The organism is Ruegeria pomeroyi DSS-3, assembly GCF_000011965.2.
Taxonomy (GTDB): Bacteria; Pseudomonadota; Alphaproteobacteria; order Rhodobacterales; family Rhodobacteraceae; genus Ruegeria_B; species Ruegeria_B pomeroyi.
In genome coordinates, this window is sequence record NC_003911.12 from 3882994 (window position 1) to 3909110 (window position 26117).

Annotated in this window: 23 protein-coding genes and 1 tRNA gene; 14 read left to right on the top strand and 10 right to left on the bottom strand. The window is 62.1% G+C overall.

Going from position 1 to position 26117, the window contains the following annotated elements:
- The first annotated feature begins 170 nt into the window (after positions 1 to 170).
- Positions 171 to 928, top strand: a protein-coding gene (locus tag SPO_RS22630; RefSeq protein ID WP_144084034.1) for an IS5-like element ISSpo7 family transposase whose coding sequence is annotated in 2 segments (ribosomal slippage) — positions 171 to 495 and positions 495 to 928 — 759 coding nt in all. Because the reading frame shifts where the segments join, the coding sequence is not laid out codon by codon here.
- Between the two features lie 168 nt (positions 929 to 1096).
- Entirely contained in the window at positions 1097 to 1753 is a 657-nt protein-coding gene (locus tag SPO_RS18645; RefSeq protein WP_011049354.1) for a D-Ala-D-Ala carboxypeptidase family metallohydrolase, read from the top strand.
- 406 nt (positions 1754 to 2159) lie between these two features.
- On the opposite strand, the gene argE is transcribed toward SPO_RS18645, so the two are convergent.
- Genes argE through SPO_RS18675 form a run of 6 tightly spaced genes read right to left on the bottom strand, consistent with a single transcriptional unit; the run spans position 2160 to position 7666 of the window.
- Complete coding sequence (gene argE, locus SPO_RS18650; protein ID WP_011049355.1) at positions 2160 to 3305, bottom strand: acetylornithine deacetylase; 1146 nt, start codon at positions 3303 to 3305, stop codon at positions 2160 to 2162.
- Entirely contained in the window at positions 3302 to 4237 is a 936-nt protein-coding gene (locus SPO_RS18655) for a LysR family transcriptional regulator (RefSeq protein WP_011049356.1), read from the bottom strand. Before SPO_RS18655 ends, argE begins: the two co-directional genes overlap by 4 nt.
- A gap of 54 nt (positions 4238 to 4291) precedes the next feature.
- Entirely contained in the window at positions 4292 to 5401 is a 1110-nt protein-coding gene (locus SPO_RS18660; RefSeq protein WP_011049357.1) for an aromatic ring-hydroxylating oxygenase subunit alpha, read from the bottom strand.
- 25 nt (positions 5402 to 5426) lie between these two features.
- Positions 5427 to 6101, bottom strand: a complete 675-nt coding sequence (locus SPO_RS18665) for a DUF1028 domain-containing protein (protein ID WP_011049358.1) — start codon at positions 6099 to 6101, stop codon at positions 5427 to 5429.
- 4 nt (positions 6102 to 6105) lie between these two features.
- A complete protein-coding gene (locus SPO_RS18670) occupies positions 6106 to 6522 on the bottom strand; it encodes a RidA family protein (protein ID WP_011049359.1) in 417 nt (138 codons plus the stop codon).
- A 1-nt stretch (position 6523) separates the two neighbouring features.
- The gene (locus tag SPO_RS18675; protein ID WP_011049360.1) at positions 6524 to 7666 is read right to left on the bottom strand and encodes an aromatic ring-hydroxylating oxygenase subunit alpha; all 1143 of its coding nucleotides are present in this window, start codon (positions 7664 to 7666) and stop codon (positions 6524 to 6526) included.
- 208 nt (positions 7667 to 7874) lie between these two features.
- On the opposite strand from SPO_RS18675, the gene SPO_RS18680 reads away from it, so the two are divergent.
- Positions 7875 to 9125, top strand: a complete 1251-nt coding sequence (locus SPO_RS18680; RefSeq protein WP_044028827.1) for a flavin-containing monooxygenase — start codon at positions 7875 to 7877, stop codon at positions 9123 to 9125.
- Positions 9126 to 9523: 398 nt separating this feature from the next.
- Here the strand turns inward: SPO_RS18680 and SPO_RS18685 are convergent.
- A tRNA-Arg gene (locus SPO_RS18685) sits at positions 9524 to 9600 on the bottom strand.
- 116 nt (positions 9601 to 9716) lie between these two features.
- Between SPO_RS18685 and SPO_RS18690 the strand changes: the two genes are divergently transcribed.
- Entirely contained in the window at positions 9717 to 10742 is a 1026-nt protein-coding gene (locus tag SPO_RS18690) for a LacI family DNA-binding transcriptional regulator (RefSeq protein ID WP_011049362.1), read from the top strand.
- Between the two features lie 4 nt (positions 10743 to 10746).
- Complete coding sequence (locus SPO_RS18695; protein ID WP_011049363.1) at positions 10747 to 11961, top strand: winged helix-turn-helix domain-containing protein; 1215 nt, start codon at positions 10747 to 10749, stop codon at positions 11959 to 11961.
- 90 nt (positions 11962 to 12051) lie between these two features.
- Here SPO_RS18695 and SPO_RS18700 read toward each other — a convergent pair whose 3' ends face one another.
- The 3 genes from SPO_RS18700 to hpaD all read right to left on the bottom strand — a co-directional run bounded on the left by SPO_RS18700 (position 12052) and on the right by hpaD (position 15298).
- A complete protein-coding gene (locus SPO_RS18700) occupies positions 12052 to 12822 on the bottom strand; it encodes an HpcH/HpaI aldolase family protein (RefSeq protein WP_011049364.1) in 771 nt (256 codons plus the stop codon).
- 64 nt (positions 12823 to 12886) lie between these two features.
- A complete protein-coding gene (locus SPO_RS18705; protein WP_011049365.1) occupies positions 12887 to 14296 on the bottom strand; it encodes a pyridoxal phosphate-dependent decarboxylase family protein in 1410 nt (469 codons plus the stop codon).
- A gap of 21 nt (positions 14297 to 14317) precedes the next feature.
- Entirely contained in the window at positions 14318 to 15298 is a 981-nt protein-coding gene (gene hpaD / locus SPO_RS18710; RefSeq protein WP_011049366.1) for a 3,4-dihydroxyphenylacetate 2,3-dioxygenase, read from the bottom strand.
- Between the two features lie 146 nt (positions 15299 to 15444).
- On the opposite strand from hpaD, the gene hpaR reads away from it, so the two are divergent.
- The 9 genes from hpaR to SPO_RS18755 all read left to right on the top strand — a co-directional run bounded on the left by hpaR (position 15445) and on the right by SPO_RS18755 (position 26114).
- Entirely contained in the window at positions 15445 to 15882 is a 438-nt protein-coding gene (gene hpaR / locus SPO_RS18715) for a homoprotocatechuate degradation operon regulator HpaR (protein WP_044028829.1), read from the top strand.
- Positions 15883 to 16366: 484 nt separating this feature from the next.
- Positions 16367 to 17401: a cupin domain-containing protein gene (locus tag SPO_RS18720; RefSeq protein ID WP_011049368.1), complete on the top strand. Its 1035-nt coding sequence runs from the start codon at positions 16367 to 16369 to the stop codon at positions 17399 to 17401.
- Positions 17398 to 18096 (top strand): fumarylacetoacetate hydrolase family protein, encoded by a 699-nt coding sequence (locus tag SPO_RS18725; RefSeq protein WP_011049369.1) that lies wholly within the window; start codon positions 17398 to 17400, stop codon positions 18094 to 18096. Before SPO_RS18720 ends, SPO_RS18725 begins: the two co-directional genes overlap by 4 nt.
- A 3-nt stretch (positions 18097 to 18099) precedes the next feature.
- Positions 18100 to 19287: a 3-hydroxybenzoate 6-monooxygenase gene (locus SPO_RS18730; protein WP_011049370.1), complete on the top strand. Its 1188-nt coding sequence runs from the start codon at positions 18100 to 18102 to the stop codon at positions 19285 to 19287.
- Between the two features lie 79 nt (positions 19288 to 19366).
- A complete protein-coding gene (locus SPO_RS18735) occupies positions 19367 to 20425 on the top strand; it encodes a TRAP transporter substrate-binding protein (protein ID WP_044028831.1) in 1059 nt (352 codons plus the stop codon).
- A 73-nt stretch (positions 20426 to 20498) separates the two neighbouring features.
- The gene (locus SPO_RS18740) at positions 20499 to 21083 is read left to right on the top strand and encodes a TRAP transporter small permease (RefSeq protein WP_011049372.1); all 585 of its coding nucleotides are present in this window, start codon (positions 20499 to 20501) and stop codon (positions 21081 to 21083) included.
- Positions 21080 to 22579: a TRAP transporter large permease gene (locus SPO_RS18745; RefSeq protein ID WP_011049373.1), complete on the top strand. Its 1500-nt coding sequence runs from the start codon at positions 21080 to 21082 to the stop codon at positions 22577 to 22579. Before SPO_RS18740 ends, SPO_RS18745 begins: the two co-directional genes overlap by 4 nt.
- Before the next feature lie 71 nt (positions 22580 to 22650).
- Positions 22651 to 24438, top strand: a complete 1788-nt coding sequence (locus SPO_RS18750; RefSeq protein ID WP_051420405.1) for a feruloyl-CoA synthase — start codon at positions 22651 to 22653, stop codon at positions 24436 to 24438.
- A gap of 146 nt (positions 24439 to 24584) precedes the next feature.
- Complete coding sequence (locus tag SPO_RS18755; RefSeq protein WP_011049375.1) at positions 24585 to 26114, top strand: benzoate-CoA ligase family protein; 1530 nt, start codon at positions 24585 to 24587, stop codon at positions 26112 to 26114.
- The last annotated feature ends 3 nt before the right edge of the window (positions 26115 to 26117 follow it).

A 26117-nucleotide genomic window follows, 5' to 3' on the forward strand; every position in this document is an offset into this window, starting at 1 on the left:
CCATATGCTATCCATATTCTTCGGATCGGTGCTAATTTCAAATATTTCGTTTGGGGCAGTGCATTCTGGGAGCGGCCCTTTTCACATCACGGCGTAGTTTGCGGCTAGGCTCCAGACCCATTGATTTCAGGCTTCTGGCGTGATTCAGGCTCCGCAAGGAGATCTGATCGATGAGCAATCTGTATTGGCTGACCGACGCCCAGATGGAGCGCCTGAAGCCGTTCTTTCCCAAGAGCCATGGCAAGCCCCGCGTCGATGATCGTCGCGTCCTCAGCGGCATAGTCTTCATCAATCGCAATGGGTTGCGTTGGTGTGACGCGCCGAAGGAATACGGCCCGGCCAAGACCCTCTACAACCGTTGGAAACGCTGGAGCGACAACGGGGTCTTCGCCCGGATCATGGTGGGCCTGGCCACCGAAAGCGCCGAGCACAAGACGATCATGATCGACGCGACCTATCTCAAGGCACACCGCACTGCGTCGAGCCTGTGCGTGAAAAAGGGGGGCGCGGGCGCCAAATCGGGCGCACCAAAGGCGGTATGAACACCAAGCTGCACGCCGTTGCCGATGCCAAGGGGCGGCCGATCGGGTTCTTCATGTCCGCCGGGCAGGTCAGCGATTATACCGGCGCCGCGGCTCTTCTGGGCAGTCTGCCGAAGGCGGGTTGGCTGCTGGCCGACAGGGGCTATGACGCCGATTGGTTCAGAGAAGCGTTGAAAGACAAGGGGATAAAGGTTTGCATCCCCGGCCGGAAATCCCGCAAGAAGGCCGTCAAATACGACAAGCGGCGCTACAAACGGCGCAACCGGATCGAGATCATGTTCGGCCGGTTGAAGGATTGGAGGCGCGTCGCCACCCGATACGACCGGTGCGCGGAAACGTTCTTCTCCGCGATCATGCTAGCCGCAACCGTTTTGTTCTGGTTATGACCCGAGAACGAGTCCTGAGCCTAGCAGGGCTGCCGACCTTGGTGGCAGCGCGTTTCACCAATCAGAACTTGGCGTAATGCCTGACCTGACAATCTGCAACAGGGGATCCGTTGCGGACCTACACACTTCAATCGCCACCACTTTGACCAACCAACCGAAAGACAACTAATGCTCTATTTCGACCATTGGACCAAGGTGCCCGCCGATATCTGGCGTTGGCCAAATTTTTCCCCCGAGGAAATCGCCTGCCGGAGCACCGGTAAGGTGGGCATTGACCCGCAAGCCATGGACAAGCTGCAAGCGCTGCGCGACCGGCTCGGGGCGCCTCTCATGCTCAACTCGGCCTATCGCTCACCCGAGCACAACCGCGCCGAGGGTGGTGCCCCTGCCTCGGAACACCTCAAGGCCCGTGCATTCGACGTGTCGATGATCAACCACGACCCGGCGGAATTTGAGGCCGCCGCGCGGGCGGTGGGCTTCACCGGCTTTGGCTTCTACCGCCGAAACAACTTCATTCACGTCGATATCGGCCCCGCGCGGGAATGGGGCAATCGCTGGTTTGACCGGGTGCCGCACGGCGCCCCGCTCCGACCCGCTCCTCGCTTCTCACCGCCGCCCAAGCTGCGCCCGGAGACCCTCGCCGAGGATCGCGGCGCACGCGGCACCGCCCTTGGCGCCGGGGGTGGCGTGGCGCTGATCGGCGCGCTCGGCAATGTGGTTGGTGACCTCAACCCAACCGCGCAGGCCATCGCCTTCGGCGGCGCCATCGTGCTGGCCGCCAGTCTGGCCTACCTGATCCGTGACAAGATACGCGAGTGGGCTTGATTGCCGTGGTTTTTGGTAGGTAAGCACTCACAAAGTGCAACCTCGCCCCGCTATGATGGCGGGGCGTTTTTTGCGTTTCCGAACCCAAGCGATTCGCGCAACATTTCCCGCAACAAATCCCGCAACATTTTTTGATTTGGTTCATTTATGTTGTTGATTTTAAATGATAACATTGGTGATGCTGAATCCCATCGGTCCGCCACCACAACCACCTTCAAAAATTTCATTAAAATTCTACTGCTTAAGCCAACGGCACGGCAGCCAACCACACACGTTGACCACACCTCTAAGAAAACCAGTGAAGCGTTATGCTGCTTTAGACTGATTCAGTACAGGGTCAGGCTACATAGCCCAGAGCAGGCAAGGCCCAGTTCACAACTTTTTTGCCCTGGTGCACCGAATTGCCTTAAGCGCAATACAGCATCTCCTCAGCACCTTTTCTCAACATGTTGGAACAAGCAGCCAGTTGGTGCTCTGAAATGAACTCATCAGGTTTGTGGCCTTGTTCCGCCATAGAGCCCGGCCCGCAAACGACTGTCTGGATGCCAAGCTCTGAAAGAACGCCCGCCTCCGTTCCGAAGGCAACGTGGCTTATGTTTCCATCGCACCAGGACCGGACGCGCGATACCAAAGGTTCGGAGACCGCTACCGAAAGCCCGGGATATCCCGCCAGAGCGTCGAGCGAGATGTGCGCCACATCAGCATAGTTGCCTTTGACCGCGTCTGCCGCCTGCTGAATGCGGGCCTCAATCACCTCGGGATCATCTTCTGCAAGATGTCTGAACTCGAACAATAGCGTGGCTTTGTCGGGCACGAGATTTAGTGCCTCGCCGCCGTGGAGCTGGCCAACATGCAGCGTCGTGTAGGGGACGTCATAGTCGCCGTTGAAATTTCCATCTTGTCGGAATTCGTCTTGCATCTGACGCAGCTTGGTAACGAAATCGACTGCAAGATGAAGCGCGTTGACAAACCGGGGGGCCAGCGCGGAATGGCCGGCCTCTCCCCGAAAGTCGGCACGATAGGAGCGTTTGCCCTTGTGACTGATCGCGACCTGCATCTCTGTTGGCTCGCCCACTATGGCCAGTTCCGGGCGCCCCAACAGTGGCCGCAGTCGATCTTTCATACGTGAAATCCCGACACAGCCGATTTCTTCGTCGTAAGAAATCAGAAGCTTCAGGGGCGCGTGCAAATCACGGCGATGAACCACATCGGCCAAAGCCAGCATTTCCGCCAAGAAGCCTTTCATATCCGTCGTGCCGCGCCCGTACAGCTTGTCGCCCTGCCGGGTCAGTTTGAAGGGTGGCACGCACCAACTCTGTCCTTCGACAGGGACGACGTCGGAATGCGCAGACAACAGAAGGCCACCGTCAACCGAAGGCCCGATCTCAGCAAAAAGGCCTGCCTTTGCCTCTTCAGGGTCTGCGATACGATGCACCCTGAATCCTCGGGTGCGCAGAAAGTCTTCGACGTAGGCGATCATGTCGAGGTTTGGCCGGTCACTGACCGTTTCAAAGGCGACCAAACGCTCCAATACTTCTAGCGAGAGGCTCACGTCAGCGCTTCTCCTCCGATGGCTCTCAATGCGCCAGATCGCACCTGTTCCCGCGCGTAGTCGATGAACGCACTCACGGTTCGAGACTTTTCCGCTCCACTTGTGGTCAGAAGGCCCATCCGCAGTGAACGGACTGGTCCCGAAATCGGCACATAAACCAGCGGGCTTCCATCAGGTGACATGTCGCTTTGTGGGCGCACATTGGCGATGGAATAGCCGAACGCGTTCCCCACCATCGAGCGCATCACGGCCATGTCGCGCGTCCGCTCCACGATGCGGGGCTTTTGCTGTGAGGTTTCAAACAGGGACAGGAAATAGTCAGCACTAATGGGCAGATCGAGAAGAATCATTGGCAAACCCGCCAGATCCTCAATGGAAATGGCCGGTTTATTTGCCAGTTCATGCTCTGCGTGAAGCAAGGCGAACGGATGCAAGCGTACGAGCCCGATGAACTTCAGGTCTGTCGGAATATCCATGTCGTAGGTCAGCGCAACGTCGATTTCCGAGCGTTGCAACGCATTGAATATCTCGGCCTGGTTCAACTCTTTCTGGACGATCCTGACATCGGGGAAACCGCTTTCAAAACCGCGTCGCATTCGTGGAAGCACCAGTTGCGCGAAAGTCAGCAGGCAACCTATTGCCAAGGGGCCGCGCGTAGACTCGGAGATATCAGCGGCAATATTTGCTATCTCCCTTGCGCCACTCAGTACCAGTCGGGCTTGTTCAAACACCCTTTGCCCGCCTCGAGTGAGCGACAGGCCCTGTGCGTGTTGGCGCACGAACAGTGAAATCGCGAGTTTTTCCTCAAGCTGGGTGATGGCCGATGAGATTGACGGAGACGAGACGTTCAGCCGATCTGCAGCCCGTACAATGCTGCCTGTTTCGCCGACGGCAACAAGGTATTCCAACTGCCGGAGGGTCAGGCGCGACAAGCACGGACTCCCCATGTGCTGCGCCGCGTGCCGGCAGCTGAGATTTGCATCCGGTCAGGCCACTTCAACGGCGGCATCCTGACTGGCCAGCCAGGTCTGGAAGTCACGGATTGTGCCTTCAAAATCATCCTCGGCAAGTGGCCCTTCGACCGCGTGGGCAGAGCGCAGCGCGACCTGCATGCGCTCGAGCTTTTCCCGATCCTCTCGATTGACTTCTTCCCACAGGGAAATGCGTTGTTGGATCGTGTCGTGATCAAGATTATCGCGATATACGGACATCGTCCACTTGACGCGGATCAGACTTGCGTTGACCGGAAAAATGCACAGCGACACCAGCAAGCTTGCGGCCTGGCTGGCCACCTGAGTTGGAAACTTGGCGAAGAGGGAAGAGCGTTTGCGCTCTGGCTCGCTCAGGCCCAGTGCTCCCTCGCCACGCGGCGTGATGTTGTCGGGGTAATTCGCGGCATATGAGGTGAAACCATCACCGCTGACCAGTTTGCGAGACAGCCCCGACGGGGTGTAGCCATGCAGCGTTTGCGGGTGGACCACACTCAGGTGGTAGCCTTCCATGAAGTTCTCGACCAAGCATTTCCAGTTGGTCTGCCAGTCTTCCTCGGCCACATGGACAAGGTGAAAATCTTCTGTCTCGTAAGGTGCCAGCATCGCATCAAGCTCTGGATGCTCAAAAGGTAGTGCGTCTGGTGTCAGATTCACATAGATGAACCCGTTCCAAAGCTGGACGGCATGTTCCGGCAGCTTGCAGGACTTGGCATCGAAACCGGCATTCTCCATCCGTGGGGCACGCAGCAAGGCTCCGTCACGCCCGTAGGCCCAAGCATGGTAGGAACACACAAACCGTTTGGTGTTGCCGCGACCCTCTGCCAAGGGCATGCCTCGGTGGCGGCACACATTTGCCATGACGCGCACGCTCTGATCATCGCCGCGTACCACCAGCAACGGCTCATTCAGAAGCTGGGCAGTAAAGAAATCGCCCGGTTCGGGAATTTCGTCGACCCGACCCAGACAATGCCAGCCGGTGCGCAGAACGGTACGCGCTTCATGTTCGAATTGCTCCTGCGACGTATAGAACGCACCGGGCATGCCCATCGGTCGATCCACGGGCAGGGCGGCCAGGTCTTGAAGCTTCGTACGCAGATAGGTCATCCCAGCCTCCCTCTTGTTCATGGAATCATGCGTCCCCTGGAACGCCGTAGGATGGCGCGGCACCGGGATCGAGCGCGCGGCGCACGTAATCGTTCAGTTGCGGTTTGTAGATATCCCAGGCAGTCGCGACCGCCTCGATAGGACAATCTTCGGTCCAGTCGCAGCGCAGGTCAGCCACAGGCCAGCTCACCTTGTCGACCAGCATCATACCAGCAGAATGTACAGGCCCGGCCTCCCCCCCGGCGGACAGCCCTGCGCGCATGGCGGCGATCAGCCGGTCGCCCAGATGGCCCTCGGAGGTTTCGAATGCAAGAACAATGGCTGCAGGCACCCCATCATGGGCCAGCAGATTGCCACCTGATGCAACATCTTTACCCTGCGCCTCGTTCCAGTTGCCCAGCACGTTCTGGCCAGAGTGTATGGCGGTGGTCCCCTGACCATCAATCGCCAGAAGTTGCCGGTATGCGATATGCGTAGCTTCGCCTGCAATCTGGCGCACCGCCGCCTCAGCAGAGGCGCCCCGTTCCATCAGGTCCAGCGTCTTTGGCCCTAGGCTGGGGTCAGTGACATTCTGACTGGCGACAGCCCCCACACCGGCTCGCGCAAAAGCGCAGCGGGCCGCAACGGCCGGAGAGGAAGAGGAGATTGCCATGCCGAACATGCCGGTCTTGGCGCAGCGCGCCACGAGTGAGAACGTCATCGGCCTAATCCGGGATCACGGCGGTGGCGTCGATTTCCACCAGCCATTCGGGCCGCGCGAGGGCCTGCACAACCAGCCCGGTCGAGACTGGGTGTACGCCTTTGATATATTCGCCCATGGTGCGATACACCGCCTCGCGGTGGCGCACATCGGTGATGTAGACGACGACCTTGACCAGATGCGCCATCTCTCCCCCTGCTTCCTCGATCAATTGCTTGATGTTCTGCATCACCTTGTGGGTCTGCTCGGCCGGGTCGTGACTGTCGATGTTCTTCGCATCATCCAGATTCTGTGGGCACTGCCCGCGCATCCAGACAGTGCGTCCGCCGCGCGTGACAACAACTTGGCATAGGTCATTATCAAGCGCCTGCTCAGGGTAAGTATCGGCGGTATTGAATGTGCGGATACGGGTGTGGGCCATGCTAAGACGAGCTCCCTGCGTCGATTCGGGCCATAAGATACTTTGCAAAGTCGTAGTTCGGGCGTTCCAGGTGGCTCAGATGGCCGGGTGTCGCCACTTCTGAACATAGGCCACGATAGACTTTTTCAGTGCAGCCGCGATCCTCGACATTCACCTCATCCAGAAGTGTCTTGAGCGCGGTAAAGTTATCCTGCGCATCCGGATCAGCTGCAAAATCGTTCGACATACCGCCGCCGAAACGAATGTGCACCTGACCTGGCCCCTTGGGATGCAGGGACAGATACCAAAAGTATCCCGGTGTCAGCGTGATCATCAAGCTTGGGTAGAGCGCCAGCAGATAGGTCGTACGCCTTGCGTCGCCTTCCAGCCGGTCATTGCTGGGATGCGCCATGGCGATCCGCAGGGATTCATCCTTTAGGATCGTATGATAGTTGAAAGCCGCATGCCCCGGCGGACAGATCATGTCTTCAAGCCTGGACAGACCCCCGATCGTTCCGGCGTGACACACCGGCAAATGGTAACTTTCCATAAAATTCTCGGCCAGCACCTTCCAGTTGGTGTCCCAGACATGTTCTTCGTAGAACGCCTCCGAATAGTTTGCCATGTCATAGCCTTCGATCTTCGCCGCCACTTCGGCCAGCTGTGCGGCCACCGGGGTGGCCTCCGGATCAAGACAGACAAACACCCACCCCAGCCATTCTTCGCACCGGACCTGCGGCAGCGCATATTGGTCTTTGCAAAAGCCCTCATTCTTGGTCATCGCAGGCGCGCCGCGCAGCTTGCCATCAAGGTTGTAGGTCCAGGCATGATAGGGACAGACAATCGTTTTGGCGTTGCCACGCCCATGCAAGAGGGTCGACATACGGTGAAGGCAGACGTTGCTCATTGCACGCAAATCGCCGTCGCGGTCGCGAAGCACCACGATGGGCTGGCCTGCCAATTCGCACGCCACATAATCTCCCGGAGCCGACAGCGCATCGGCACGGCCGACACAATACCAATCCTTGCGAAAGATATACTCCAGTTCCGCGTCGACAAAGCTCTGTTCGGTGTAAACCTCGGTGGGCATCGCCCGCGCGCGTTCAAAGGGGACCGACGTGTTCTCGCGCAGGGCGGCGATGGGATCAATATGGTCTTTGGGCATGAACAAACCTCCAGAGCCGAGTCGCGTTCGGCAACCGCATTTTCATATTGAGGCGGCTGTTGCTGGAAACAAACCGTATGTCTACCTTACCAACAGTTAGATTAAATCTAATCGACATAAGATAAAGCAAAATCAATGTTGCTCAGCGAATGGGGTCGATTGCAATCCACGCGGTCCCCCGGATTTGGGCACAAGAAAAGGTGACGCGATGGAAAAGTTCGACACCGTAGTTATAGGGGCAGGCCAGGCGGGCATCGCCACCAGTGAACATCTGCGCGCCCTAGGCATTGATCATGTCGTGCTGGAACGGGGCCGTATCGCCGAACGCTGGAGAAGCGAGCGGTGGGATTCGCTTGTCGCAAACGGGCCAGCCTGGCATGATCGCTTTCCCGGCATGGCGTTTTCCTGCGATGGCGATGTCTTCGCGGACAAGGAGTGCGTCGCCCGGTATTTTGAAGACTATGCCAAAATGATTGACGCGCCCGTGCGCACCGGTGTCACGGTCGAGCGCGCTCGCCCCCATGCCGACCGCGCAGGCTTTCTGGTTGAGACGTCCCAAGGCACTTTCGACGCGCGCAATCTTATCTGTGCCACGGGACCGTTTCAGAAACCGGCGATCCCACCAATCATCCCCGAGACCTCTGACCTCACGCAGATGCATTCGACTGCTTATCGCAATCCCGATGCTTTGCCCGACGGCGCCGTTCTGGTCATCGGTGGGGGCTCATCAGGGTCGCAAATCGCTGCAGAGTTGCACGATGCCGGGCGCAAGGTTTTCTTTTCGATCGGCCCCCACGACCGCCCCCCTCGCCGCTATCGCGGGCGTGACAATGTCTGGTGGCTGGGCGTTCTGGGTATCTGGAATATGGATACACCCGCACCCGGCACCGAACATGTGACCATAGCCGTCAGCGGGGCGCATGGTGGGAAAACCGTGGATTTCCGGCTCCTTGCCGAACGCGGCATTACCCTGTTGGGGATGTCGTCAGGATATGAAGACGGTGTTCTGCACATCGCGAATGACCTGAAAACGAATCTTGATGCAGGGGACGCGAACATGCTGTCCCTGCTTGAGGCAGCAGACGCCTATATCAAACGCACCGGCATCGACTTGCCGCCAGAGCCTGAGGCATGGGTGATACCAGACGATCCGGACTGTGTTTCAAACCCGGTCCGAGCGCTGGACCTAAGCGAAAACAACATCGGCACAGTTATCTGGGCGACCGGGTTCCAGTTCGATTATGACTGGCTGGAAGCAGATACGCTGGACGACCGGGGCAGCCCGATCCATCAGCGCGGAATCTCTGCCGTGCCGGGGCTCTACTTCGTCGGCTTGCCCTGGCAATCGCGCCGCGGATCGTCGTTTATCTGGGGCGTTTGGCATGACGCCAAGTTCATCGCCGACCAAATCGCTATCCAGGAAAACTATCTGGCCTATCGACCAACTGCATCCTCATGACCGTCGCTACAGAAGCGGATGCAAAAACGGTCTGAACAGCAATCTGCAAACACATTGAGGTGCGTTCGCAACTGTGTCTCTCAGAGGTCGTTCGGTTGGTCTGAACAGTATCGAGCCAGTTCGTAAGTGGATTTCCCGCTCGGTTATGTCGACCGGGATTGGTGAGGACGGGTTGAGATATGCCTGATGGGGTGTCTGCCCGTCCAGCGATGAATGCGGTATCCTTCTCCACCCGCCAGCTCATGAGAACGCCCAAAAAACCGCACGGACGTGCGAATTTTGTACAGGTTTTGTACGAGATTTCGGTCGTTTTCGGATAGTTTGGCGGAAACGAAACGGGCGTTTCTGCAAGCTTCGGCAAAACCCTTGCAGATAAGCCATATTTTTTCAGGTGGTTTTGGTGACCCCGGCAGGATTCGAACCTGCAACCTGCCCCTTAGGAGGGGGCTGCTCTATCCAATTGAGCCACGGGGCCTCCGACCCCTCTCTACCGGGCTTTGACGGGCTTGTCATCGGCCTATCGCTAGCAGTTGAACCTTGCCTGCCGTTCGCGCTAGCATCGCTGCAAAACCCCTTGAAGCAGGTGCCCCCTTGACAGCAGATACCAAACGTCCGCTCACCCTTCGCGATGTCTCCGAAGCTTCGGGGGTTTCCGAGATGACCGTCAGCCGGGTGTTGCGAAATCGCGGGGATGTGTCCGACGCAACCCGCGCCCGGGTTCTCGCCGCGGCCAAGGAGTTGGGTTATGTCCCCAACAAGATCGCCGGCGCACTGGCCTCGAACCGGGTCAACCTCGTGGCGGTGATCATCCCGTCGCTGTCGAACATGGTGTTCCCCGAGGTGCTGACCGGCATCAATCAGGTGCTCGAAGATACCGAGTTGCAACCGGTGGTCGGCGTCACCGACTATCTCCCCGAGAAAGAGGAGAAGGTGCTGTACGAGATGCTCTCGTGGCGCCCCTCGGGCGTGATCATCGCGGGGCTTGAGCATTCCGAGGCGGCGCGCGCCATGCTGGATGCCGCCGGGATCCCGGTGGTCGAGATCATGGACAGCGACGGCAAGCCGGTGGATGCGATGGTGGGGATTTCGCACCGCCGCGCCGGGCGCGAGATGGCGCAGGCGATCCTGAAGGCAGGCTATCGCCGGATCGGTTTTATGGGCACCAAGATGCCGCTCGACTATCGCGCCCGCAAACGGTTCGAAGGATTCACCGAGGTGCTGGGCAAGAACGGGGTCGAGATCGAGGATCGCGAGTTCTACTCCGGCGGCTCGGCGCTGGCCAAGGGGCGCGAGATGACGCAAGCCATGCTGGAACGCTCGCCAGACCTCGATTTCCTCTATTACTCCAACGACATGATCGCTGCGGGTGGTCTGCTCTATCTGCTGGAACAGGGGATCGACATTCCCGGCCAGATCGGACTTGCCGGCTTCAACAATGTAGAGCTTCTCCAAGGCCTGCCGCGCAAACTGGCCACGATGGATGCCTGCCGGCTGGAGATCGGGCGCAAGGCGGCCGAGATCATCGCCAAACGGCTCGAAGACCCCGAGGCCGAGATCGAGACGCGCATCACGCTGGAGCCCAAGATCAGCTATGGCGACACGCTGAAACGGCGCTGAACACGTGGCGCTGCAACGGCTCGACAACCGCGCGGCGCGGGCGCTGTTCCTGGACCGGCACGGGTTGGCGGAACAGCCCAGCGGACCGGCACGCGGGGTCGCTCTGCTCGAGTTGATCACCCGGCTCGGCTTTGTGCAGCTTGACAGTATCAACACCGTGGCGCGGGCGCATGACCTGATCCTGTTCTCGCGCCGCCCCTCCTATCGCCCGCCCGATCTGAAGCGGCTGTACGAGCAGGACCGGGCATTGTTCGAACATTGGACCCATGACGCCGCCGTCATCCCGATGGCCTTCTACCCGCATTGGCATATGCGGTTTCAGCGCGATGCAGAGATGCTGCGCGCAAGGTGGAAGAACTGGCGCCGCGACGGGTTCGAGGGCAAATTCGCCGCCGTGCTCGACCATATCCGCGATCACGGGCCGGTCGGTTCCTCCGATGTCGGCAAGGACGAGGAAAAGACCTCGGGCGGCTGGTGGGACTGGCATCCCTCCAAGACCGCGCTGGAGTATCTGTGGCGCTCGGGCGCGCTGACGGTGATCGGGCGCGACGGGTTTCAGAAACGCTATGATCTGACCGAGCGGGTGATCGAAGACCATCTGCGCCCCGGTGCGCTGGACCATGATCCCGAGGCAACGGTGGATTGGCTGTGTAACGCCGCCCTTGACCGGCTGGGTTTTGCCACCACGGGCGAGCTGGCCGCTTTCTGGGACAGCTCCAGCCCGGCCGAAACCCGCAACTGGGCGGCTGGGGCCGAAGCGCGGGGCGAGGTCGAAACCATCGAGATCACCTGTGCCGATGGCAGCCTGCGCAAGGTGCTCGCGCGGCCCGATGTATTGGACCAAGCCATCGCCGTGCCACCCGCGCCGGGCCGTATCCGCGTGCTCAGCCCGTTCGACCCGGCGCTGCGCGACCGCAAACGCGCCGAGCGGCTCTTTGGTTTTCACTACCGGATCGAGGTCTTCGTGCCCGAACCCAAACGGGTCTATGGCTATTATGTTTTCCCGCTGCTCGAAGGCGACAGGCTGATCGGGCGCATCGACATGAAGGCGCATCGTGATTGTGGAGAGCTTCGGGTGCGCGCGCTCTGGCCCGAACGCGGGCTGCGCTGGTCGCCCGCCCGTACCCGGCGGCTGGAGGCCGAACTGGACCGCATCCGCCGCCTGGCCGGGGTTGAACAGGTCATCCTTGCCAAGGACTGGCTGCGCGACCCTCTCTGAACATCGCATCGCCGTTGCTTCTTTCTGGTCCGAAATACTCCCGCCGGAGGCATCCGGCAGTGCGGCGCACAGGAAAGGCCAGAGCAGATATCAGGCGGTTTTCCAGCGCGCCGACAAGGAGCGTGCGGTCTGCGCCAGCAGCATGACATCCAGACCCACCGCCAGAAACTGGGCGCCCATCTCCAGATAGGCCTGGGTCGCCTCTTCATTGGTGCCCAGGATGCCCGGCGCCTTGCCTGCGGCGCGGATGCGGGCCATCGCATCTGCGACGACGGCGCGCACCTCTGGGGCGGCGCTGTTACCCTGGAAACCCATGTCGGTGCTCAGATCGGCCGGGCCGATGAACACGCCGTCCACGCCCTCGACCGTCAGGATCTCGTCCAGCGCCGCCATGCCGGCGCGGTTCTCGACCTGCACCAACAGACAGATTTCCTGATCGGCGGTCTGGATATACTCGCTGACGCTGCCGAACCGGCTGGCCCGGGCGGCGGTGGCGCCGACACCACGCACACCGGTCGGTGGATAGCGGCAGGCGCGCACCAGCTGGCGGGCCTGATCCGCGCTTTCCACGATCGGCACCAGCACGGTTTGCGCGCCGGCGTCCAGCGCCTGCTTGATGATCCAGTCCTCACCCACCGGCACCCGCACCACCGGATGCGACGGGCTGGCTGCCAAAGCGGTCAGCTGGTCGCGGATCGAGCGGATGTCATTGGGCGCATGTTCGCCATCCACCACCAGCCAGTCGAACCCGCAGGTCCCCATTACCTCGGCGACAATTGGTTCGGCAAAACTCATCCAGCAACCGATCTGGCGCCTGCCTTCGGCGAGGGCCTGCTTGAACGGGTTCTTGGGCGCGGGCATGGGGGTCTCCTCTGGTCGGGTCCTGGCGGCGAGCCTGCGTCAGCGCGCGGGCTCTGTCCAGCACTCAGGGCAGTGCGCGGGCGATTTCGGTGATCACGTCAAAGGCCATGCCCACGTCCTCCTCGGTGGTTTCGAATTGGCCGGCCTGAAACCGGATCACCAGCGCACCATCGACGCGGGTCTGGGTCAGATAGATACGCCCGTCATCGTTGATGGCGTTGACCAGCCGAAGGTTCAACGCGTCCAGGTCGGCCCCATCGCGCCGATAGCGAAAGGTCCAGAGCGACCACATCGGCGGCGTCACCATCTCGAAATCCGGTTCGGCGGTAAGCCGGTCATGCAATGCGCCCGACCAGGCGATATGGTTGCGCAACCTCTGGCGCAGCCCCTCCATCCCATAGCTGCGCATCAGGAACCACAGTTTCAGCGCCCGGAACCGGCGGCCCAGCGGCACCGACCATTCCGAATAGTTGATGATCCCATCGCGTCCGTGGGTCTTGAGATACTCTGGCTGGATCGCCAGCGTGCGCACCAGATCGTCGGGGTTTTTCAGGAAATGCGCCGAACAGTCGAACTGTACCCCCAGCCATTTATGCGGGTTGAACACGATACTGTCGGCGCGCGCGATGCCGGACCAGTAATGGCGGAACTCGGGGCAGATCATCGCCGACCCGGCCCAGGCCGCGTCCACATGAGTATAAAGGCCGTATTTCTCGGCCACGTCCAGACAGCGGTCCACCGGATCGGTGGCACCGGTGCCGGTGCCACCCACACACAGGATCAGGCCCGCCGGATGCCGCCCAGCCGCCAGATCGGCCTTGATCGCGGCCTCCAGCGCGTCGGGGTCCATGCCGCGCCAGTCGCCCTTGATCGGTATCCGAACCAGATTGTCCTGGCCGATCCCGGCGACCCAGATGGCGCGATCGACCGAGGTATGAACCTCGGACGAGCAATAGATCCGCAGCGGTTTCTGACCGAACAGGCCCTGCCGGTTCCCCTGCCAGTTCAGCGCCTTTTCCCTGAGCGTCAGCACCGCCGCCAGCGTCGCCGACGAGGCGCTGTCCTGGATCACGCCCGCGAAGCCTTCGGGCAGGTCCAGCGCCTGGCGCAGCCAGTCCATCATCCGCGTTTCCATCTCGGTCGCGGCGGGAGAGGTCTGCCACAACATGCATTGCGGCGCGATGGCCGAGGCCAGGAACTCGGCCAGCACCGAGGGCGCCGATGCGTTGGAGTTGAAATAGGCAAAGAAGCGCGGATGCTGCCAATGGGTGATGCCGGGCATCACGATATCCTCGAAATCGCGAAAGATATCCTCCATCGCTTCGGGCGTCTCGGGCGGTGTTGCGGGCAAGGCGTTCAGGATCGCGCCCGGCTCGGTCCGGGCGCGCACCGGTCGTTCGCCCACGGTCAGGTGATAGTCCTGCGTCCAGTCGGCGACCCGTCGGCCCCAATCGGCGAATTCATCCCATTTCATCTGTCATGTCCTCGCCTGCCCTCAAGGGGCAATGATTGGTTGCGCCTTGAGTTGGCTTGGCACCGGTTCGGCACTTTCAAAGGTTGATCCCTCTTCGAACCAGCTTTTCGGGGCGGGTGCCCCCCACAGGGTCTGGCGCTGCGGGTCGGTCAGCGACCAGCGGATCGGTTCGAGATCCGGGTCGACCGTCTGATAGTCCGAACAATAGATCTCGATCCGGTGCCCGTCGGGGTCGCGGACATACAGGAAAAAGGCGTTCGATATCCCGTGCCGCCCCGGCCCGCGCTCGATATTGGCGACATAACCGCTGGTGCTCATCAGATCGAGCAGGTCGATGATGTTGAGCGGAGTGGGGACCCAGAAGGCGGTGTGATGCAGGCGGGGACCCAGCCCGTTGGTAAAGGCGACATCATGCACACCGCCCTTGCGGTGCATCCAGGCGGCCCAGAGGCGGCCGCTTTCGTCATCTTCGGTATATTCGGTGACACGAAACCCCATCTCGCCGTAAAAGGCGACGCTGGCATCCACATCCGCCGAGAACATGTTGAAATGGTCGATCCTGAGCGGCTTCACGCCGTTATAAAGCCGGTATTTCTGGTGGATCGGCGGCAGCCGGTCCATCCGCACATAGAATTCCAGCGGAATGCCCCAGGGATCGCGGGTGCGCAGCGTGCGGCCCATATGGGGCCGCTCGACCCAGGCGGTGGGCAAAGATTTTTCGGCGAAAAATCTTTCGGCCCGCTCCAGATCCGGTTCGTCATAAAGTTTGAAGCCCAGCACACCTACATCCGCCGTATCGGCCTCAACCAGGACGATGCAGTGATGGCCGCGCTCTTCCATCGCGCGCAGATAGAGTCGCCCGGATTCTTCATGGGTGACCTGAAGGCCAAGGATATCGACATAGAAGGCACGACTGGCCGCAAGATCCCTTACCCGGTACTCCACATGGCTGAGCCGCACGATGTTGAAGGGCGGGTAGAGATTGGGCGCGGGGACGGGCATCGGGTTCTCCTGACTGTCGAGCGAGACCGGTTTCTCGATTTATTATTAACATGTGAAATTAATCTGGATTTGTCAAACTCGAACTCCAAAACAGGATGCGGACAATCCGACGTTGCGGGAAGGGGCGATTTCGGCGAAATTGGCCTATGAGTTCCGATTTGCCCAACACGTCCAGATCCTTGCCCATCGCGCTCCTGCGCGCGCGCGAACGGGTTATGCGCCCGGTGCGCGGTATTCTGATGGATGTGGGAATCACCGAGCAGCAATGGCGGGTCCTGCGGGTGCTCGAGGAGGAGGGGCCGCAAGACCCGACCCGAATCGCCGAAGGCGCCTGCCTGCTGCTGCCCAGCCTGACCCGGATTCTGCAGAAGCTGGAAGAGAAGCAGCTGATCGCGCGCCAGCCCGACCCGGGTGACGGGCGCAAGCAGATCGTCAGCATCACCCCGGGCGGCACCCAGATCATCCGCGACAATCAGGGCGCCAGCCAGGCCGTGTTCGAGGGTATTCAGGCGCAGATGGGGCCCGAACGCTATGAGATGCTGCTTGACCTGCTGAACGAGCTTTACCGCGACAAAGCTGATTGAATTCAAAGCCGTATCAGGAGTGCGTCAAATCTTGACAGAGGGTCCCTGCCGGAGAGGAGGGGGTTCTCTCCGGCAGGGTGGCCAGGCCAGGTGTAGCTGCGCCGCCTGACCCTTCCAGCAGCCCCAGACGTGATTGGTTACCGTCCGTAGCGCTGGTCACCGGAACGCGCGCGAGCTGGTAGGGGCAGCTCATTGCAACACTGTGCGGGACACGGGGGTTCAGCCCGACAGTGACGCGTTCCGAAGGCTAGAAGTCTTTAGTTCAATTTCTCTTCTTCCCCAGAAAGTCCTGCTATCCGTGATGGTGCAACCTGAATTGTAGCGTGTTGCGCGCCAATCGCAAGGATTGCGCGAATTTATGCCGATGCAATCCTCAGTTGCGGGCGATTTGCCGCGCACAGGGGTTTGGCGGGGCCTGCGGTGGCAAGAGTTGCCAGAACGAATGCAGCGCCTAAGATGGCCAAGGGCGAGGAGAGGGGACAAAATGAGTGAACAGCTGGGAACGCTGGAAGAATTGCCGCAGGACTATCGCGAACAGATGGCTGCGGCGGGTGTAGCACCGCTCTGGCCGATGATGCGCAACGTGCTCCCGCATGACGCACCACGGCCGGTGACGCGGGCGGGGCACTGGTCCTTTCCTGCTTTGCGCCCACTGCTGCTGCGTGCAGGCGAACTGACGCCGGTGGAAAAAGCCGAACGCCGGGTGCTGGTCCTGTCCGATCCGGGGCGCGGCACGGGTGCGATGCAGGCGACAGCGACCATTTATCTGGGTCTGCAACTCCTGTTGCCCGGAGAATCGGCGCCTGCGCATCGCCACACGCCCTCGGCGGTGCGGATCGTGGTCGAGGGGCTGGGCGGCTATACTGTGGTCGATGGCGAGCGCCTGCCGATGGAGCCGGGTGACCTGGTTCTGACGCCGGGCGGCGAATGGCACGATCACGGGCATGATGGGGACGAGCCGGTGATCTGGCTCGACGCGCTCGACCTGCCGCTGTTCGTGCAGCTCGAAGGGTCCTATGCGATCGAGGGCGAGTTGCAGGCGCAGCGCAACCGCCCCGATGCCAGTCAGGTCGAATACAGCGCCGCCGGGCTGGCCCCGTCGCGACGGCCGGGTCGGGGTGCGCGGCGCTATCCGATGATGCGCTATCCCTGGGCCGCGACCGAGACAGCGCTGCGCCAGATGGCGGCCTATGGCGAGGGCATTGCCGAGCTGGATTATATCAACCCCGAAACCGGCGAGGATGTGTTGACCGCGCTTGGCTTCACCGCAATGATGCTGACGGCGGGACAGGTCGAGACGCCGCCGCTGCGCTCCTGCTCTTCGGCCTTTCACGTGATCGCGGGCTCCGGGCGCAGTGAGATCGACGGGCAGGTAATCGAATGGGGTCCAAAGGACACGTTCACCGCGCCAGTCTTTGCGCGCATCCGGCATGAAGCGGAAAGCGAGGCGTTTATGGTCCGAATCCACGACCGGCCGCTGCAAGAGAAACTTGGTTACTACGAGGAACGCGCCAGATGAGCGACAGCCTGTTCACCCTTTCCCCGATCCCCGGCATCCCGGTCCGCGGGGAAAGCGCCACCTATCCGATCGGGCGCATCTTCTGCGTTGGCCGCAACTATGCCGCCCATGCCGCCGAGATGGGCAACGAGGTCGACCGCGAGGCGCCGTTCTATTTCACCAAATCCGCCGCCAATGCGATCCTGACCGGGGCCACCGTGCCCTATCCCCCTGGCACCGAGAATTTCCATTACGAGATGGAGCTGGCCTTTGCCATTGGCAAGCCGGTGTTCCGCGCCAGCCGGGCCGAGGCCTGGGACGCGGTCTATGCCTATGGCTGCGCGCTCGACATGACCCGGCGCGACCAGCAGATCCGCGAGCGCGACAAGAAACGCCCCTGGGACCTGGGCAAGGATGTCGAGAACGCGGCGGTCTTTGCGCCCCTGACCCGGGTGGCCGACTGGTCGCCTGAGGACGACAAGCGCATTCATCTTGAAGTGAATGGCGCGATAAAACAGGACGCCACCCTGGCCGAGTTGATCTGGAAGATCGACGAGATCGTCAGCCATCTGTCGGGCTATTACCATCTGCGCCCGGGCGATCTGGTGATGACGGGCACACCTGCCGGTGTCGGCCCGGTCGTCGCCGGGGATGTGATCACCGGCGGGATCGACGGGCTGGACCCGATCGCGCTGACGCTCGGCCCGGCAGAGTAACCCATGAGCGCAGAACGCATCCTGATCGCGGGCGGCGGCATCGGCGGGCTGGCCGCCGCGCTTGGCCTCGCCCGGCAGGGGCGGCGGGTGCTGGTGTTGGAAAAGGCCGCGCAGCTGGGTGAGATCGGCGCCGGAATCCAGCTGGGTCCAAACGCGTTTCACGCCTTTGACTATCTGGGTGTCGGCGATGCCGCCCGGGCGCTGGCGGTCTATATCGACAATCTGCGCCTGATGGATGCGATCACCGGTGTTGAGATCACACGTATTCCGCTGGACGATCCGTTCCGCGCGCGCATGGGCAACCCCTATGCGGTGGTGCATCGCGGCGATCTGCACGGCGTGTTCCTGCGCGCCTGTCAGGACAGCCCCCTGGTCGAGCTGCGCACCAGCAGCGCGGTGGTCGGTTATGAGCAGGACGGCACCTCGGCCACTGCCCTGTTGCAAGATGGCACGCGTGAAACCGGCGCGGCGCTGATCGGTGCGGACGGGCTGTGGTCGAAAGTGCGGGCGCAGATGCTGGATGACGGGCCGCCCCGCGTGTCGGGCCATACCACCTATCGCTCGGTCATCCCGGTCGAGGATATGCCCGAGGAGCTGCGCTGGAATGCGGCAACGCTCTGGGCCGGGCCGAAATGTCATATCGTCCATTATCCGCTGCAGGGCTGGCGCAGCTTCAACCTGGTGGTGACCTATCACAACGACGCACCCGATCCGGTGGCGGGTATGCCGGTCACTGCAGACGAGGTGCGCAAGGGGTTCGAACATGTCTCGCCCGTCGCGCGGCAGGTGATCGACAAGGGCCAGGATTGGAAGCTCTGGGTGCTGTGCGACCGCGACCCGGTGATGACATGGACCGAGGGGCGGGTTGCGCTGTTGGGGGACGCGGCCCATCCGATGCTGCAATATTTCGCCCAGGGCGCCTGTATGGCGATGGAGGACGCGGTTCGCCTGTCGGCCCTGGTGGGCGAAGGCGGCGAGATCGAAACCCTGTTGCGACGTTATCAGGACAGCCGGCGCCTGCGCACCGCGCGCGTGCAATTGCAGTCGCGGGAGATCGGCGAACATATCTATCACCCGGATGGCGCCCATGCGGCGCTGCGCAATGCGATGATGAGCGCCAAGACGCCCGAAGAGTGGTACGATTCGATCGAGTGGCTTTATGGGGGCACCGGCCTGACCGGCGCCGTCTGAGGGGAGATGTAAGCAATATATTGCAAATATAGCTGCTTTGCGCATTATATTGCTTAGAGAAGGTCAAAGGGAGGACAACATGACCTATCGGAGAAAGATTCTGGGCCTGATCGGCGGCGCCGCGGTAGCGGCTCTGGCGACCGGGTTCAGCGCCGGCACCGCGCTGGCGCAAGAGGTGACGCTGAAACTGCACCAGTTCCTGCCGGCACAGGCCAATGTGCCGAAACTGGTGCTGGATGTCTGGGCCGACGGCGTCGAAAAGGATTCGGGTGGTCGCATCAAGGTCGAGCGCTATCCCTCGATGCAGCTGGGCGGCAAGCCGCCCGAGCTGATGGATCAGGCCATCGACGGCGTGGCCGATGTGGTCTGGACCGTGGTCGGCTATACGCCGGGCCGCTTCCCCTCGACCGAGGTGTTCGAGCTGCCCTTCATGATGACCAACGCGCGCGCGGTCAGCCATGCCTACTGGGAAATGTTCGAAAAGCATATGAAGGATGACGAGTTCAAGGATGTGCATATCCTGGGTACATGGGTGCATGGGCCGGGCATGATCCACACCGCCGATCCGGTGGAAACCCCCGCCGACCTGCAAGGCATGAAAATCCGCGGCGGCTCGCGCTCGGTCAACTCGCTGCTGACCAAGCTGGGCGCCACCCCGGTCGGCATGCCGGTGCCGGCAGTGCCCGAAGGCCTGAGCAAGGGCGTGATCGACGGCACCACCATCCCGTGGGAGGTGACCACCGCGCTCAAGGTTCCGGAGCTGGTCGAGAACCATACGGAATTCGAGGGCCGCGCGCTTTATACGCTGACCTTCGTGCTGGCGATGAACAAGGCCAAGTATGACAGCCTGCCCGACGATCTGAAGGCGGCGGTCGACAAGAATTCGGGCCTCGAATTCTCGGTCTTTGCCGGTGGGACACAGGCCGATGCCGATGGTCCGGCGCGTCAGGTGGCCGAGGATCTGGGCAACAACATCATCACCATCGATGCCGCAGGGGTCGAGGAATGGCGTGCCCTGGCCCAGCCCATTTATGACGAATGGCTGGCTGATATGGACTCCAAGGGCAAGGACGGCAAGGCGCTTCTCGAAGAGGCGCAGATGCTGATCGAGAAGTACACGCCGCAATATTCCAACTGATCCGGCAATTGCCAACGGATACGGCGCGCTCTGCGCCGTATCCGCCAGGCGGCCCGAAACCGACCGAGGACCGATGCATAAACTGATGACGGGGTTGGCCAGAACGCTGGCCATCGTCGGTGGGATCGTGCTGAGCCTTCTGATCCTGCTGACCTGCGCCTCTATCCTGGGCCGTTTGTTGAACGGCTTTTTCCATGGCGATTTCATGCAATCGGCGGCCCCCGGCCTGGCCGATTGGGCCATCGGAATCGGTATCGGCCCGGTCAACGGCGATTTCGAACTGGTCGAGGCCGGGGTCGCCTTTGCCATCTTCTGCTTTCTGCCGCTCTGCCAGATCACCGCCGGGCATGCCTCGGTCGATATTCTGGCCAATACCTTCAGTCGGCGGGTGAACCGGTTTCTGCGGATGGTGACCGAGGTGATTTTTGCCGCCGTACTGGTTCTGATCGCGTGGAAACTGTTCGATGGCATGATGAGCAAGCGCGCCTATGCCGAGACAACCTTTCTGCTGCAGTTCCCGATCTGGTGGGCCTATGCGCTCAGTTTTGTCGCGGCTTTCGCGGCGGCGCTGGTCGGAGTCTATATGGGGGCGGTGCGCAGCTATGAATGCTTTAGTGGCCGTATCCTGGTCTGGGACGGGGTGGAGGCGACACAGTGAGCGCGCTTGAGATCGGCATCGCCTCGTTTCCCGCCCTGATGGTGCTGATCTTTCTGAGGGTGCCCATCGGGCTGGCCATGTTCCTGGTCGGGCTTGTCGGGCTGGTGCTGGTAACCGACGGCACCCAGGTCGCCTTTGCGCGGCTCAAGAACGAGACCTATACGACCTTTTCCAGCTATTCGCTGACCATCGTGCCGATGTTCCTGCTGATGGGCCATTTCGCCACGCTGGGCGGCATGTCCACCGCGCTGTTCAAGGCTGCCGAGGGCTGGCTGGGCCATCGCAAGGGCGGTATCGCCATGGCCTCGATCGGGGCTTGCGCCGGGTTTGGCGCCATCTGCGGTTCGTCCCTGGCGACGGCGGCCACCATGGGCCGCGTCGCCCTGCCGGAACTGCGCCAATACGGCTATGCGGGCGGGTTTTCCACCGCGACGCTGGCGGCGGGCGGCACGCTGGGCATCCTGATCCCGCCCTCGGTGGTGTTGGTGATCTATGCCATCCTGACCGAACAGAATATCGCCAAGCTGTTCCTGGCCGCCTTCATACCCGGCATCATGGCGGCGCTGGGCTATGTCCTTGCCATCTCGGTCTATGTGCGGCTTTACCCCGACAGCGCCGGCACGCGCCCAGCGGTCCCCTATGGCGAACGGTTTGCGGCCCTGTTGCAGGTCTGGCCGGTGCTGCTGGTCTTTGGTCTGGTGGTGGGCGGCATCTATCTGGGCTGGTTCACCCCGACCGAAGGCGCCGCCGTGGGCGCGCTGGGCACCGGGGTGATTGCCTGGCTGAATGGCGGGCTGACCCGCACCAGCCTGGCCGAGAGCTTTCTGGTCACCGCGCGTTCCACCGCGATGATCTTTTTCATCGTGCTGGGCGCGGCCTTTTACAACGGCTTCCTTGCCCTGACCCAGGTGCCGCAGGAACTGTCGAATTTCGTGGTCAGTCAAGGGTACAGCCCATGGGTGGTGCTGGCGCTGATCCTTGCTTTCTACCTTGTGTTCGGCTGCCTGATGGACAGCCTCAGCATGATCCTGCTGACCATCCCGATCTTCTTTCCGGTGATCTCGGCGATGGATTTCGACCTGGTCTCGTTGGCCACGATGCAGGCCGATGCGGCAATGGAGGTGCTGAAGGCGGGCGTGCCCGAAGCGATGAGCGCCGAGACGCTGGCAGGCATCAAGGACGCCATCGCCAGTGGTGCTGAACTGACCCGCGAGCAAATGAAAGAGCTGGGCATCCGCGTTACCCGTGGCATGGCCAACCGGGCCGAGGCCGAACATGTGGCGATCTGGTTCGGCATTCTGGTGCTGATCGTGGTCGAGGTCGGGTTGATCACGCCGCCGGTGGGGATGAACCTGTTCATCATCAACGCGATGGACCGGACCACCCGCATGGCCGACACCTACAAGGCGGTGATGTTCTTTGTCGGTTCGGACATCGTGCGCGTGATCATTCTGGTCGCGTTCCCCGCGATCACGCTGTTTCTGCTGCCGGGATAGGCGCCACCGCCGCCCGGTCCGATGACCCCGACCCCGGCCGCCGCCGGGCGGGGCGGCTTTGGGAGGCGCGCATGACGCGATATCTGGACCATGAGGTAGAGGCCGCGCAGCGCGCGGACGGCACCATCCTGCTGCGCTCGGCCCATGCGCCTGTGACACCGATTGCCCGTACCACCGACTGGCTGCACCGCTGGGCGGCAGAGACACCAGACGCGGTATTCCTGGCCGAGCGCAGCGGTGCCGGCTGGCGCGAACAGAGTTATGGCGAGACATTGGGCCGGGTGCGGGCGCTGGCCGCCGGGCTGCTGGCATGCGGGCTGGAGCCGGGTGACCGTATCCTTGTCGTCTCGGGCAACAGCGTCGATCACGGCACTCTGGCACTGGCCGCGCAATATGTCGGGCTGGTGATCGTGCCGGTGGCCGAGCAATACGCCCTGATCCCCGGCGCGCTGAAGCAGCTGCACCATATCATCGGCCTGATCGACCCGGCCATGGTCTATGCCGAGGACGGCGCGCAATTCGCCGCCGCCCTGGCGATGGAGGAGACGGCAGGCCGCCGCATCGTCGTCGGGCGCAATCTCGCGCCGGGCATGACCCTGCTGGGCGAGTTGGAACGCGAGAGTGGCGATATCTCGGGCGCCGCCGATGCGGTCGGCCCCGATACGGTGGCCAAGATCCTGATGACCTCGGGCTCGACCTCGCATCCCAAAGGGGTGCTGACCACACAAGGCATGCTCTGCGCCAATCAGGCGCAATATGCCCGTGCCCTGCCGTTCCTTACCGAACGCCCGCCCCGGCTGGTGGATTGGCTGCCCTGGAACCATGTCTTTGGCGGATCGAACAATTTCAACCAGATGCTGGCCTTTGGCGGTGCGCTTTACATCGACGGGGGCAAACCCGCCCCGGCGCTGATCGGCAAGACATTCGAAAACAATCGCCTGATGAACGGCACCATCGCCTATAACGTGCCGGTGGGCTTTGCCCAGTTGCGCGACGAGATGCGCCGTGACCCGGCGTTGAAGCATCACTTCTTCGCCGACCTGGACATGTTGTTCTATGCCGGTGCCTCGCTGTCGGCGGATGTCTGGCGCGACCTCAGCGAGATGGCCGCCGAGGTGCGTGACACCCAACCGCTGATCACCACCTGCTGGGGCATGACCGAGACCGCGCCGGCCTGTATTTTCCAGCACGTTCCCGCCAATCTGCCAGGCATCATCGGGGTGCCGCTGACCGGAGTGACCGCCAAACTGGTGCCGGCGGATGGCGACCGGTTCGAGCTGCGCGTCGCGGGTCCCAATGTCTTTGCCGGTTACTTTCGCGATCCGGAGAAAACCGCCGCCGCCTTTGATGACGAGGGGTATTTCTGTACCGGCGACGCGGTGGCGATGGTCGATGCCAGGGATCTGTCGCAGGGGCTGCGGTTCGAGGGGCGGTTGGCCGAAGACTACAAGCTGGCCACCGGTATCTGGGTGCGCGCCTCGGCCCTCCGGCTCGAAGTGCTGGCCGCGCTGGCGCCGCTGGCGGCCGATGTGGTGCTGACCGGTGAGGGCGCGGCCGAGATCGGCTTGCTGATCCTGCCCACACCCGCGCTGGCCACGGGGCTCGCGGCGGAGGGCGGCGTGCTACGTCCCGGCGCCATGGCTGACGAGATCGCCGACCGCCTGTCGCGGCTGAACGCGGATCGCGGCAGCTCTGCCCGGATCGCGCGGGCGCTGATTCTGTCGGACCCGCCATCCATGGCCGAAGGAGAGGTCACTGCCAAAGGCAACCTGAACTTTCGCAAGTTGCTGGAAAGGCGCGCGGAAATCGTATCCCGTCTGTATGGCGATGATGATGAGGCGAGAATTGATGTGCATTAAGTTGCATAAATTGGAACTCCAGTTTAGCAATATCTTGCATAAATGTGTTTGGGATGCATGATGGTGCCGCCGGAGAGAGGCGCGCGCGGGAGTGGGAGAGGAGGCCCGCCCGCGCGCTGCCCCGGCCATCACCGGGAGGAGGCAGAATGAGCGCAAACGCCGCGCATTACTTTGTGGACCGCCATGTCGAAGAGGGGCGTGGCGCGCGCCCGGCCTTTCGCGAGGCCGCCGGAGCGCGGCGCCGGCAAAGCTATGGCGAACTGGCCCGCGACAGCGGCGCGGTTGCCGGTGCCCTCGCTCGCGCGGGCATCCCGCGCGAGGCGCGCGCAGCGATGCTGGTGCTGGATCAGCTGGAATTTCCCGCCCTGTTCTGGGGCTGCCTCAAGGCGGGCGTGGTGCCGGTGCCGCTGAACACGCTGCTGGCCACCTCGGTCTACGAGGTGATCCTGAACGACAGCCGCGCCTCGATCCTGTTTGTCTCGGAAGAGCTCTGGCCGGTGGTGCAGCCCGCCGCGCTGGCCTCGCCGCATCTGACCCGGATCGTGGTGATCGGCGCCGCGCCCGATGGCACCCAGAGCTATGCGGATTTCGTGCAGGGTGCCGATATCCTGCCTGCGGTCGAGGTCTCGCCCGACGATGTGGCCTTCTGGCTCTATTCCTCGGGGTCAACCGGACAGCCCAAGGGGGTGCGGCATGTACATGCCAGCCTCAAGGCCACCGCCGACAGCTATGGTGCGCGGGTGCTGGGGATCGAACCGGATGACCTGGTCTACTCGGCGGCCAAGCTGTTCTTTGCCTATGGGCTGGGCAACGGCATGACCTTTCCGATGTCGGTCGGGGCCGAGACCATCCTGTTCAACGGGCGTCCAACGCCGGACGGCGTGCGCGATATCATCGCCACCGAGAAACCAACCGTGTTCTGTGGGGTGCCAACGCTGTATGCCGCGATGGTTGCCATGCTCGACCGCGAGGGCGTGCCGGACGTGACGCTGCGCCGCTGTATCTCGGCAGGCGAGGCGCTGCCGGAAGAGATCGGCCGGTCCTGGCACCGGCAATGGGGGGTCGACATTCTGGATGGCGTCGGCTCGACCGAGATGCTGCATATCTTTCTGTCGAATGCGCCGGGCGACGTGGTCTATGGCACCTCGGGCCGACCGGTGCCGGGATACGAGGTGCGGCTGGTGGACGAAAGCGGCGCCGATGTCGGGCCCGGAGGCTTGGGAGAGCTGCTGGTGCGCGGTGCCTCGGCGGCGGACGGGTATTGGAACAAGCGCGACAAGAGCCGCGCCACCTTCGAGGGGGAATGGACCCGAACGGGTGACAAGTACGAGCTGACGTCCGATGGCCGCTATGTCTATTGCGGGCGCACTGACGACATGTTCAAGGTCTCGGGCATCTGGCTGTCTCCGTTCGAAGTGGAACAGGCGCTGGTCGCGCATCCCGCCGTACTGGAGGCGGCGGTGGTGGCGGCGCGCGACGCTGACGGGCTCGAGAAACCCAAGGCTTTCATCGTGCTCAAGGCGGCAGAGACCGAAGGGCTGGCAGATACCTTGCGCGACTTCGTCAAGGAGAAGGTGGGCAAGTGGAAATACCCCCGCTGGATCGAATTCGTCGAGGACCTGCCCAAGACCGCCACCGGCAAGATACAGCGGTTCAAATTGCGTGAGGGAGGCTGAGCG